The sequence below is a fragment of the Gemmatimonas sp. genome (genome assembly GCF_041689975.1).
Lineage (GTDB): Bacteria > Gemmatimonadota > Gemmatimonadetes > Gemmatimonadales > Gemmatimonadaceae > Gemmatimonas.
This window is the reverse complement of record NZ_JBDNFF010000383.1, coordinates 23,266-35,419: the sequence shown is the minus strand read 5'-3', so window position 1 is coordinate 35,419 and position 12,154 is coordinate 23,266. Positions and strand designations below refer to the sequence as shown.

Annotated in this window: 12 protein-coding genes; 3 read left to right on the top strand and 9 right to left on the bottom strand. The window is 64.7% G+C overall.

Features of this window, described 5'->3' with window-relative positions; all coding sequences use genetic code 11:
• Positions 1-2,335 (bottom strand): 1,4-alpha-glucan branching protein GlgB (gene glgB, locus ACESNG_RS22060; RefSeq protein ID WP_373070879.1); only part of this gene is annotated, 2,335 nt, incomplete at its 3' end.
• 31 nt (positions 2,336-2,366) lie between these two features.
• On the bottom strand, positions 2,367-3,176 hold the full coding sequence (locus tag ACESNG_RS22055; RefSeq protein ID WP_373065028.1) for a DUF72 domain-containing protein: 810 nt from the start codon (positions 3,174-3,176) through the stop codon (positions 2,367-2,369).
• 153 nt (positions 3,177-3,329) lie between these two features.
• Between ACESNG_RS22055 and ACESNG_RS22050 the strand changes: the two genes are divergently transcribed.
• Positions 3,330-3,833, top strand: a complete 504-nt coding sequence (locus tag ACESNG_RS22050) for a hypothetical protein (RefSeq protein ID WP_373065030.1) — start codon at positions 3,330-3,332, stop codon at positions 3,831-3,833.
• A 24-nt stretch (positions 3,834-3,857) separates the two neighbouring features.
• Here the strand turns inward: ACESNG_RS22050 and ACESNG_RS22045 are convergent, their stop codons facing one another.
• From ACESNG_RS22045 to ACESNG_RS22015, 7 genes are read right to left on the bottom strand one after another with little or no spacing between them, the layout of a single operon-like run.
• Positions 3,858-5,384 carry a hypothetical protein gene (locus ACESNG_RS22045; RefSeq protein ID WP_373065032.1) on the bottom strand — a complete coding sequence of 509 codons (1,527 nt, stop codon included), beginning with the start codon at positions 5,382-5,384 and terminating at the stop codon, positions 3,858-3,860.
• Positions 5,381-6,127: an ABC transporter ATP-binding protein gene (locus ACESNG_RS22040; RefSeq protein ID WP_373070881.1), complete on the bottom strand. Its 747-nt coding sequence runs from the start codon at positions 6,125-6,127 to the stop codon at positions 5,381-5,383. Before ACESNG_RS22040 ends, ACESNG_RS22045 begins: the two co-directional genes overlap by 4 nt.
• Before the next feature lies 1 nt (position 6,128).
• Positions 6,129-7,334, bottom strand: a complete 1,206-nt coding sequence (locus ACESNG_RS22035; protein ID WP_373070877.1) for an ABC transporter permease — start codon at positions 7,332-7,334, stop codon at positions 6,129-6,131.
• 12 nt (positions 7,335-7,346) lie between these two features.
• The gene (locus tag ACESNG_RS22030; RefSeq protein ID WP_373065064.1) at positions 7,347-8,201 is read right to left on the bottom strand and encodes an ABC transporter permease; all 855 of its coding nucleotides are present in this window, start codon (positions 8,199-8,201) and stop codon (positions 7,347-7,349) included.
• A 19-nt stretch (positions 8,202-8,220) separates the two neighbouring features.
• A complete protein-coding gene (locus ACESNG_RS22025; protein ID WP_373065038.1) occupies positions 8,221-9,021 on the bottom strand; it encodes a metal-dependent transcriptional regulator in 801 nt (266 codons plus the stop codon).
• A 9-nt stretch (positions 9,022-9,030) separates the two neighbouring features.
• Positions 9,031-9,483: a universal stress protein gene (locus tag ACESNG_RS22020; RefSeq protein WP_373065040.1), complete on the bottom strand. Its 453-nt coding sequence runs from the start codon at positions 9,481-9,483 to the stop codon at positions 9,031-9,033.
• Positions 9,471-10,880, bottom strand: coding sequence for an Nramp family divalent metal transporter (locus ACESNG_RS22015; RefSeq protein WP_373065042.1), 1,410 nt, complete (start codon positions 10,878-10,880; stop codon positions 9,471-9,473). Before ACESNG_RS22015 ends, ACESNG_RS22020 begins: the two co-directional genes overlap by 13 nt.
• Before the next feature lie 140 nt (positions 10,881-11,020).
• On the opposite strand from ACESNG_RS22015, the gene ACESNG_RS22010 reads away from it, so the two are divergent.
• Both ACESNG_RS22010 and ACESNG_RS22005 read left to right on the top strand, forming a co-directional pair.
• Positions 11,021-11,185 (top strand): hypothetical protein, encoded by a 165-nt coding sequence (locus ACESNG_RS22010; protein WP_373065044.1) that lies wholly within the window; start codon positions 11,021-11,023, stop codon positions 11,183-11,185.
• A gap of 455 nt (positions 11,186-11,640) precedes the next feature.
• Complete coding sequence (locus tag ACESNG_RS22005) at positions 11,641-12,135, top strand: hypothetical protein (protein WP_373065046.1); 495 nt, start codon at positions 11,641-11,643, stop codon at positions 12,133-12,135.
• Positions 12,136-12,154: the final 19 nt, after the last annotated feature.

Genomic DNA, 12,154 nt, shown 5'->3' with positions numbered 1-12,154 from the left:
TCAGCTCCTTCACCTCCTTCGCCGGCTTGTCCTTCTTCGACCGCGATTTTCCAGCGCCCGGCAACGAGCCCGCGGTGTCACCCGCGGCACCCGCGGCACCCGCGGCACCCGCGGCCAACACGTCCACCACCGCGCGCGCATACGGCTGTTCGGACGGCAGCAACACGAGCATGCTCAGCGGCGGCAACGATACCGCGATCGACTGCGGGAATCCGTGATACGGCACCGGCTCCGCCTCCACCGCCTCCGCCACCACGAAGCCACTGCCACCGAACGGCGTCGCGTCGGAATTGAGCACCACGTGATACGTGCCCATCGACGGTGCGCCAAGTCGGTACGCCGCGCGCGGGACCGGCGTGAGATTGAGCACCACCATGGCGTGCGCCGATCCGTCGTAGCGCGCATACGACAGCACCGACTGCTCTTTATCGGAGACGTCGATCCAGCCGAAACCCGACGGCTCGTGATCACGCCGCCAGAAGCACGAGTGCTGACGATAGAGCGCGCCGATGGACTCCATGAACGCCATCAGCCCCTGTCGCCGGGCATCGCCCAGCAAATGCCATTCGAGACTGATGTCGTGATTCCACTCGTGATGCGACCCGAGCTCGGTGCCCATGAAGAACAACGACTTTCCCGGTCGCGTGATCGAGTAGCCGATGAGCGTGCGCAGGTTCGCGAATCGCTGCCACGCATCGCCGGGCATCTTCTCGAGTAACGACTGTTTGAGGTGCACGACCTCATCGTGCGACAGCGGATTCATGAATCGTTCGCTGTACTCGTACATCATGGCGAAGGTGAGCTTGTCGTGCGCGCCCTTGCGGAAGAAGGGGTCGACTTTGATGTAGTCGAGCGTGTCGTGCATCCACCCCATGTTCCACTTCAGCGTGAAGCCCAATCCGCCCTCGCTGATCGGATGCGTGACCCGTGGCCACGACGTGCTCTCCTCGGCCACCGTGATCACGCCGGGATGCAGCGAATGGACGGCGTGGTTCAGCTGCTTGAGAAACGACACCGCCTCGAGATTCTCGCGACCACCGAACCGGTTACGGAGCCACTGGCCCGACTCGCGTCCGTAGTCGAGATACAGCATCGAGGCGACGGCATCCACGCGCAGTCCATCGATGTGAAACTCCTCGATCCAGTACAGCGCGTTGGCCAGCAGGAAATTGCGCACTTCGTAGCGCGCATAGTTGAAGATGTGCGTGCCCCACTCAGGGTGATCGCCGAGTCGCGGGTCCTCATGTTCGTAGCAGGCGGTGCCGTCGAAACGGCGAAGCGCCCAGTCGTCCTTGGGAAAATGCGCCGGCACCCAGTCGAGCAAGACCCCGATGCCTGCCTCGTGCATCGTGTCCACGAACGCACGGAAATCATCGGGCGATCCGTGCCGCGACGTGGGCGCGAAGTAGCCACCCACCTGGTAGCCCCACGAACCGCCGAACGGATGCTCGAGCACCGGCAACAACTCGATGTGCGTGAAACCCATGCGTTTCACATGCTCCGCGAGGCGCGGCGCCAATTCGCGATACGTGAGCAGGCGATTGTGCTCGCCGCGCATCCACGAGCTGAGGTGCACTTCGTAGACCAGCATCGGCTCGCGCAGCGGATCGGCGTCCGCGCGCTGTGCCAGCCAGACGCCGTCCTTCCAGTCGTACGTGCCGCGCGCCTGAACGATCGAGGCGTGCCCTGGGCCCTGCTCCATCTTGAACGCGTACGGATCGGTCTTCACGCGCAGGGCACCACCGGGCGAACGGATCTCGAACTTGTACATCGCGTCCGCGCCGACACCGGGCACGAACAGTTCGAACACGCCACTCGCGCCAAGCAGACGCATCTGGTGTGCGCGTCCGTCCCAGCTATTGAACGCACCGATCACCGAGACGCGCGTGGCGTTCGGTGCCCATACGGCGAACGACGTGCCGACCACGCCGTCGATCTCCAAAACGTGTGCCCCCAGTTTCTCCCACAGACGCAAATGGCGTCCTTCGTTGAAGAGATGAAGATCCATCTCGCCGAGCGTGGGGAGAAAGCGGTATGGATCGTCGCGCAATACGACGCGGCCGTCGCCGAACGTGATCTCGAGTCGGTACGCGATGGGCGCGGCGCGATCGCTCAGAAAGAGGGCGAACAACCCGTGCGCGTCGCGCTCCATCGGCCAGCGCTGTTCACCGAGCACCACGGCAATGGACGCGGCGTTGGGCTGGAAGGCGCGGATCGCGACCCCGTCCACGCCGTCCAGAGTGATCGGATGCGCGCCCAGCAGGTCGTGTGGCGCGGCGGATTCGCCTCGAACGAGCCGCAGCGCGGCGTCGGCTGATGCATTCGGCACAGTCATGCCTGAAGTATATCCTCCAACGAGAGTCGCGTCAGAAAAGCGATGGCTGGTCCCCGATCGAGCGCGGGTCTACCGGAGCTATCCCGAGCCGTTCCTGCAGCATCCGTACCGACGCCGGCCCGTGCCCAGCGAAGTGGTTGTTCACGAAGCCGTACACCTCGCGCACCTCGCGCTGCAGCACCGGGATCATGCGGCTCCACGCGTCGAGCTCGGCACTGCGGTCTACCTGCAGCCGAGAGTAGTCGACGATGGACCGGTCGGGTCCCATCCAGCGCAGGTAGGCGAAATCCGCCGTCGGCTGCTCACAGAGCTTGAGCAGCCAGTCGCGTGGAATCCATCGGCCGTCGCTGAGGGCCAACGCCACACCATGGCGCTTGAGCAGCGCCAACGTGCTCTTGCGTACCCAAGCCGCTTGCCTGAACTCCACCGCGAACCGGAGATCGGGCGGCAGTGCCGGCAGAAACGCGGCAAGGGCATCGATCTCGCTGGGCGAGAAATCGGGCCCGCACTGGATGAGAATAGGACCGAGCCGCGGCCCCAATTCACGCATGCGATCGGTGAACGCACGCAACACGTCGACCGCGTCCACGAAGCGTCGCTCGTGCGTGATCTCCTGCGGGAGTTTGCAGGTGAACGTGAACTCCGGCGGCGTACGCGACGCCCAGCCACGCACGGTACTGACCGGCGGGATCGCATAGAACGTGGAGTCGATCTCCACGGCCTCGAAGGCACGCGTGAACGTGCGCAGAAAGTCCACGGGACGGGTGCCCGCCGGGTAAAAGGGACCTACCCACGCCGGATAATTCCATCCCTGCGTGCCCAACCGCAGTTGCGCGCTCATGGGCGTCGTCGGCGCCGGCTCACAGGCATGTCCCATGTGCACTCGGGCCCAGCCCATGGCCTCCGGTCCCGCCACTGACACCGCGAAGGGGTCTTCACGTATCGAACATGGTAACACCCGCGGTTCAAACGATCACTCACAAGAGGAGTCGCTATGTTTCAGCTCGCGCTCGTTGCACTGACTGCCTTACAAGCCTCCACGCTCACGCTCCCCGTCACTCCTTCAGCCGCTGCGACCACGCGCGCGGCCTCGGTGGCCGAGCCGATGATCTCCAACCCCGAACATATCGCCCGTGCACGCGTCGCGCTGGCCAAAGGGGAGTACGATGTCGCACGCCGCGAGTTCGTGACGGCTGCGGCCATCGACCGCGACGAAGGAAAACTCGCCACCGAAGCCTCCTTCGGACTCGCGCACGTACTGTATGCGCAGTCGTACAACCGCGAGGCCGCGACGGTGCTCGAGCGACTCGCCGCGGAGGCCTCGACGGCTGGCGACGTGGACACCGAAGCCAAAGCACTGCTGGACGCCATGTGGCTGAACGTGGATGCCAAGCAGCGGATGCAAGCCCGGGCCGATGCCTCGCGGCTACGCGTGCTGCTCAAAGACAAGCGTCTTTCGAATGACACGCGCAAGCTCGTTGCGTCGCGCGTGAGCTGAACCACGCCGTGCGTGGCACGCACGCTACCGATAGGTCTCGAAGAACCCGCGTCCCCGGCCGCTGAGTACGCGACCGCGGACGCGACCTTCGACCCGGGCTTCGCCGGCCATCTGCACGAACCACGGCTTGCGCAGCGCGCGCGCCGCGTCGCTGTCCCCGCGTTCCACCAACCCGATGCGCGTGTCCGTCGCCACTGCGTCGTCGACGGTCAGCAAAAGCCGTAGCGTATCGGTACCGCGCACGTCGAACAGCTCCGCCGTGGCCGGCACCTTGAGCACACCCTTCACCGTTTGCACCTCGCGTGCGTCATCGTAGCGGATCACGCGCGGCCGGAAGAGCGCGAGAAATCCCTGGGCGTCGGTAACGTACACGAACAGCGGAGCGTTGCCGCCTGCCGAATCTTCCGGCGTGACCCGGCCATACAGCAGGGTGTACTCGCCGGCGCGCGTCGAGCCCCATTCCCATGTGACACCGCGCCACCCGCCCCAGTTGTGATCGTGATACGCCTGTGCGCCGTCGAAGCGTTCGCACACCCGGGCCACACACCACGACCCCGACGCATCGGCCCGTAATGCCGGCACGGCGTACCCGGAGGTGAAGTCACCGCTCACCAGCGTCGCACCGGGAAAATCCACACGCGGCGCGGGTGACAGCACGAGATCGAGTGTGAGCGGCGTGCCGGTGCCTTCCTCACGCACGTTGGCCCGCACTGCGTACCGACCATCGGGCATCACGCGTACGCTGTCGTTGCCGATCGTGAGATTCGCATCACGCGTAGAGAAGCGTACACGCTCCTTCGGAGTCGAGCGACTGAATCGGCGTGGCGCACGGCCGCGCTCGTGCAGCGTAACGAGCACCTGCCCTCCCCACTGATCGCCCGTTACATCACCGCCCACGATGAACGAGATGAACGCCCAGCGCGTCGCGTCGGGCGAAATCACGTTGAAGTAGTGCCATTCCCCCCACGAATTACGATTCGCCATACCCGGCCTGGGGAGATGAAAGTGATCGATATCGTGACGCAGCTCCGCCGGCGTCGGCGTCATCCACCGACGATCACCGTCGTCGTCTTCCCACGCGCCCGAGGCCACCGTGGGCAGTGCACCAAGTGTGCGGGTGGCCGACGGGATCTCCCCACTGGCCCGCACGGGATGCTCGATGCCGTCGCTGGTGGTGACGTACAACAGCTTGCCCTCGAGCTGCGGCGCCGCCACGCTGACCACATCGCTGAGGCGGGGCGCGTTGAGCACCTGCCGATGCACAAAGCGTGCGTTGGGCACCGAAAAGAAGAGGCCGCCCAGTCCACCCGTGGTGAGGACTTCGATGTCGATGCCTTCCGGCAATACCGTGATCGTACCGCCGCCTACCAGACGCTCCTGGCTGGCCTGACGCACCATCGCCTCACCGACGGCCAGCAGCACGATCATGACACCCACGCCCACGCCGAATCCGCCGCACAGCAACAGCGCGCGCATCGGTCGCGACGATACCGATCGCCACGCCAGTAACTGTGCCATGGCCAATCGAATGGCGCCGGTGGACGCGCTCACGCGCCACTCGCAACGGGCGATCGGGAATCCGACGCCACACGTCCGTCGTGCAACCGGATCACGCGCTGCGCGGCTTGCGCCACGACGGCATCGTGCGTCACGAACACCAGCGTGCGTCCGTCGCGATGCAATCGCCCGAACAGTTCGAGCAATCGCACGCCGGTTTCGGCATCGAGCTCGCCGGTCGGTTCATCGGCCAGCAGGAGAGCGGGTTCATTCGACAGCGCGCGCGCGATCGCGACCCGTTGCTGTTCTCCCCCCGACAGCTGCGTCGGGCGATGATCGAGCCGGTCGCCAAGGCCCACATAGCCCAGCAGTTCACGGGCGCGTGCCCTCCGCGCCCGCTTGTCCATGCCCGCTTCGGCGAGCGGCAGCTCGACGTTCTCCGACGCCGACAGCGTGGGCATGAGATAGAAGCGCTGAAACACGAAGCCGATGTGACGCAACCTGAAGTCGGTAGCCTCACGATCGGACAGCGATGCGGTGTCGCGACCGTTCACCAGCACGCGACCCGACGTCGGTACATCGACCGCGCCGAGCAAGTGCAGCAGCGTGCTCTTGCCGCATCCCGACGGCCCGGTGATGGCCGCGAACTCCCCGCGCGCGATGCGGAGATCGATGCCACGCACCGCCTGCACCATCGCGCTGCCCATGGGATAGCTGCGCACGACCTGCTCGCAGGCGATGACCGGCTCGCCCGCCGTGCCGGTTTCGCGTGTGGTGCCGGCACCATGTTCAGACACGTCAACCAATGGCTTCCTCTCGTAACGCGCGAGCGATGGGGATGGAGGCGGCGCGCCATGCAGGCAGCAGTCCGGCCAGTGTTCCTGAAGTGAGCAGCAGCGCGAGCGCGCGCCAGCCGGCATTCGGACTCCACACGAAGAAGTCGAACGCCGATGGCAGTCCCGGAAAGTCACGGAGAATGGCGTTGAGCCACTGGGCGGTCACCAATCCCAGAGCGAGTCCACCCACAATGCCCGCGCTGGTCAGTAGCAGCCCCTCGAGAAAGACCTGATGCAGCACGCCAATCCGCTGCGTACCGATCGCACGCAACACGGCGATCTCGCCACGTCGCTCGTTCACGGAGAGCGTAACCAACGTGGCGACCAGGAGAAAGCCGATGCCGAGACTGATGGCCCCGAGCACGAACGCCAACTGTCGGAAATACGAGAGTCGCTCCTCGACTTGACGGATCGCCGTTTCAGTGGAGATCGCGGTCACGCGCGGTTGGGTGGTCGCGATCCACGAGCGCACGGCTTCCACCGACGCAGAATCGCCGCGACGCGACTCGGCCATCGCCAGCGACATACGGTCGCGATAGCTCGGTCCGAGCAACTGACGCAGCAGTGCGAGATCGAGCGCCATCACTGGTGTTTCGCCCGGCACGTAGATGAAGCGCCCCATGCCGCTGATCACGACACGACTCGACCGCGCTGCGGTGCGCAGCTGCGCATCCAGTCCTGAGGAGATCGTAATGGTATCGCCGACCACGTGTCCCGCGCGTGTCAGGAACGTCTGGCTCACGACGATGCGCGGCAGCGGCGCCGTGGTGCCGGAATCGGCACGCGTGATGTCGGAGCCGGCTTCGAGGGTGTAATCACCCTGTACGTCGCGCTCGAGCCCAAGGGTGAAGGCCGAGGGGATCCGACCGCCGTCGACGGTGAGTGTGGCGCCAAGCGTGGGGCTGACGGCCTTGATGTCGGGATTGGCGCGCAGCGCACGCACGATCGCGCCGGCGCCGTCGATCGTGGCTTCGCTGTCGAACGGCAACGTTCCCTTGGGCGACACGCGCAGCTGATAGCCCCGCGTGAGCAACAGAGAGCGGAATGATTCACTCATGCCGGTCGCCAGCATCACCATGTCGAGCAGCAGAGCGGCCGCCACCGCGATGCCGAGCACGGCCAGCGTGGTGCGGGCGGGATGCCGGCGTAGCGTGGCCCAAGCCATCATGAGTCGCATCGCTCAGCGTCCCATGAGCGACAAGGGCGACGACTTGACCAGTCGCCAGCCGGCTGCGGCGCCGGAGCCGATACCGAGCACCAGCGAGAGTCCGGTTGCGAACGCGAAGATCTGCGGTGTGAGCAGCGCGAAGACCAGCGGCGTGCGATACAACTCCTGAAAATGCGCGTTCACGATGAGCGATGCGATCCAGCCGATGCCGGCGCCGATCACACTGCCGATGAGCGACACGATAGCGGCTTCGATCACGATGGCACGCACCACGGTGGCGCGGGAGATTCCCATGAGGCGGAGGGCGGCGATGTCGCGTTTGCGTTCCTCGACGCTGAGCAACAGCAGACAGAGCAGAAAGACCGCGCTGGCGACCACGGTGATGATACCGATCGCGAAGTGAAAGCGCTCGACCACACGAAAGGTGCGGGAGCTCTGCACCGCGACATCTCGTGACTTGTGGGCGCGGAATCCGAAGGCCACATGATTGATACGCGCCAATGCCGAATCGATCGACTGGCCGTCGCGCGTACCGACGGCGAAGCGATCGACGCGATCGTCGAGCTCCATGAGCTGCTGTAACTGATCGAGATGCAATCGTACGCGATACTCGCGCCGCGCGACTTCAGCCGGGTCGGCTTTCCGCTCGTAAATCGCCGCGATCGTGACGCTGTCGCCCGCTTCCCCCGGCTTGGCCGAAATCCGGACCCGTGCGCCGACGGCCAGTCCGAGATCCTCCGCCATCCGCGCATCGATGGCGATTCCGCGCTGCGCCGAATCGCGCTGTGCTGTAGGGGTTTGCGACGCAAGCGGAGTAGCGCCGACCGCCCCGAGCGCGCAGGCGATAAGGACGGCCGCCGCCAGCATGTGCTTCACCGGCGGCCGCTCAACGGGCGGTCGACTTGCGCGATTTCGGTTTGGCGGCGGCAGCCGCCGTGTGGGAGCCAGAAGCATCAGCAGAGCGTGGACCAGTGGAGGGCATCGCTTCCACCAATACCTGAGCGGCAAGATTGGGTCCCACCACGGCCTCGTTCTTTCCGATCCGTAACGTGAGCGGTCCGTCGAACGGTGCACGCGACACCATCGTGACTTCGGCGCCCGGTTGCAATGCGATTTCGGCAAGATAGCGCAACAGCGAGGGATTCTTGTCGCTCACGCGCAGCATGCGCGCCGTTTCGCCCACCGGCAGTTCGGCGAGAGTGCGATGCGGCTGCTCCTCAACGATGCCATCGACCGTGGGAATCGGGGCGCCGTGCGGATCGGCCGTGGGGTGCCCGAGCGCGGCCGCCATACGCTCGATGAGATCGTCCGACGCGGCATGCTCGAGCCGCTCCGCTTCGTCGTGCACGCGATCCCACGGATAACCCAGCACCCCGGTGAGATACGACTCCAGGATGCGATGGCGGCGGATGGTGCGCAACGCAGCCTGTCGCCCCCGCGGCGTCAGCTGCACGCCACGGTACGGTACGTGATCGAGATAGCCCTGTGTGGCCAGCCGACGCACCATGCCGGTCACCGACGCCGGCGCCACGTCGAGCGCGTTCGCCACATCACTAGTAGCAGCCGCACCGAACCGGCTCTCGAGCTCGTAGATGGCCTTGAGGTAGTCCTCGACCGGCCCAGTCAGGGCCGGAGGAGCTACGACGGGCGAGCTTGCATCGGGCGAACCAGCGTCACGCGCGTTCATACCGAAAGATCAGCGGGAGGCGACGCGAACGGGACCCCTGACCATGAGAACGGGCACCATCGTCCGGTGGCGAACAGTATTGGCGGTCGTCCCATAGATCACGTCCTGGATCCCCTTGTGGCCATGCACTGCCATGGCGATGAGATCACACTGCTCCCGCTCGGCCGCGGCCGCGATCTCACCGGCGGGATCACCGCCAGCCAGCAGCGACTCGGTCTCGAAGCCGTCCGCGCGCAGTGAAGCGCAACAGGCTTCGATGTACTCACGGTCCAGTCGCATTTCTTCCGATTCTCGCAGCTTGAGTGAAAGCTGGTGCCGTGCGGCCCAGCCGTCGGCTACGTGGATCAGCACGAGGGAGGACGAGCAGAGCTGCGCCAGCTGCCTCACGTGCGCGAGAATGACCTGATCGTACGCGGAGTGCTCGAGCGGCACGAGAATGCGACGATACATCAGGCGAGCCACCCACGAACCGTCTGCACGAGCAGCCAGAGGTTCAGCGTGGCGATGACGCCGGCGACGACGTAGGCCGAGATGCGCAGTCCGATCGAGTTCACGAATTCGCCCATCTTTTCGCGGTCGGAGGTGAAGCGCACCAGCGGGAACACGGCGAAGGACAGCTGAAGCGACAGGATGACTTGGCTGAAGATCAATAGCTTGGCCGTACCGCGCTCCCCGTAAAGTATCGCCACCACCGCCGCCGGCACGATGGCGATAGCCCGCGTGATCAACCGGCGAAGCCAGGGACGAAGGCGAAGGTTCAGAAAGCCTTCCATCACGATCTGACCCGCCAAGGTGCCCGTAATCGTGGAATTCTGTCCCGACGCCAGCAACGCGAGGGCAAAGATCGTGCTGGCGCCCGCTACGCCAAGCAACGGCGTGAGCAGCTTGTACGCATCCTGGATCTCCGCGACTTCGGTGTTGCCGCTGGTGTGGAACGTCGCCGCCGCCACGATCAGGATGGCCGCGTTGATGAACAGCGCGAAGCTGAGCGCGATCGTGGAATCGATGAACGCAAACCGCACCGCCTCGCGCTTGCCTGCCGACGTCTCCTCGTATTTCCGCGTCTGCACGATCGACGAGTGCAAATACAGGTTGTGCGGCATCACCGTGGCCCCGAGGATACCGATCGCGATATACAGCATTTCGGGATTGGTGAAGATCTGGGCGGTCGGAACGAATCCGCGTGCCACTTCGCCCAGATCCGGTCGCGTGATGAAGAGTTCAAACAGGAAGCACCCGCCCACGATCGCGATCAGCCCGATCACCAACGCCTCGAGCAGGCGGAACCCTTTGTTCTGCAGGTAGAGCACGATGAGCACGTCGACCGCGGTGATCCCGATGCCCCACGCGAGCGGGATGTCGAAGAGCAAGTTGAGTGCGATTGCGGTGCCGATCACTTCGGCGAGATCGCAGGCCGCGATGGCGATTTCGCACAGCACCCAGAGCGCGAAGGCCACGGGCCGCGAGTAGTGATCGCGACAAGCCTGCGCCAGGTCACGTCCCGTGGCGATGCCAAGTTTCGAGGCGAGTCCCTGCAGCAACATCGCCATCAGGTTCGACAGCAGAATTACCGAGAGCAAGGTGTAGCCGAAGCGCGAACCGCCAGCGAGCCCGGTCGCCCAATTGCCCGGGTCCATGTAGCCCACCGCCACCAAATAGCCCGGGCCGGCGAAGGCCACCATCTTCCGGAACCACGTCGCGCCATTCACCTCGACGGAGCGATGTACTTCGGCCAGCGATGGCGCCAGTCGGGCGCGACGCCAGCCGGCCTCCGCCGTGGGTGACGTTGACGGCAAAGACGCAATGGCGCCGGGATCGCGTGGAGGGGTCGTGGTGGGATCAGTATTCACAGCATCCATATTCATAATTTAGGCGGGGCTAACTTCTAAACAAGGTCAGTAGTGTCTCAACGTTTTGGGATTAGAACGGTGTCGGTGGTTGATTTGCCTGGGGAACGACGTCGTTTGGTCTGGTGTCGACGTGAACGACGAGGCGCTGCATGTCGGTCTTTTGCGCGGAGGCGCGCGGGACCGTCCTGCACCGAAGCACCGCCACAACAGGCGTGGCGGTTCGCCGCGCCCCGTCCTTCGGCACGATGCCCATTTCCATCATTCTGCTGTTCTTCGCGTTTCTTCGCGTGCTCCGCGAGCTTCGCGCGAACTAGCTGGCTCTCCGATCGCTCCGGGGCAGCCGCCAGCACCGCCGTTCACGCGAAGTCCGCGAAGATCGCGAAGGCCCGCGAAGAACAGCAACACCGTGAGTGGTGTCCCCACGTGTTCAGGTGAAGACGCACATCCATATCGCGAAGCAAGGTCGACCGCTTGACGGGCAACGCGTGTTCGAAATTGTACAGTTCCTGAGTGTGGCCCTGTTCGCGCAAGTCCCTCTCCATCAACTACCTAGGCCACTACCCCGTCATTCAGACGCTGATTTCGAACCCATTCCACTCGTTCTCCTCTAAAACGTTGGGATGCTACTGCAACAACGTAAAAGCGACGATATCTCGGCAATGACGTATTCGAGAAGTCGCCCCCTACGTCATGCGACGTGTCCTTCTCAGCTCGGCGTACACGCACCATGCACCGGTCACGATCCCCGACTCCCCTGACCGAGCCGCTCATGATTCACTGCAATAGCCTCGTAATCCGTTACCGGACACCCCGATACCTTACCTGGAGCACGATGCTCGGTGCGGTCTCCATCGTCGTGCTTGGCGCCCCTGCCAGTGCGGCTGCCCAAACTGCCCCGGACTCGGCGGTTGGTCGGCGACGTATTCAGCCGCTCCCCACACTCGGCTCTGCGCCGGAATCGGGACTGCAGTTCGGCGCTACGGTACTCGCTGTGGTTGATCGTCCAGCCATGGACCACGCCCGACCCGCCTCCCTGATCGCGACGGCCATCCGCAGCACCAAGGGGCAGACCCGCGTTTCGCTTGAAGGTGAACACTGGACGCGACAGAATGGCCGTCGGTTGAACGCGCTTCTGGCATGGCAGAAATTCCCCCTGCCCTTTTACGGCATCGGCGATTCAACACCGGCTGGCGACAAGGAGATCTTTACGCCGAAGGGCGTTGAAGCGATCGCCGGCGTGCAGCAGCGCGTTCGTGGGCACTGATATGCCACGGGCGGTATCC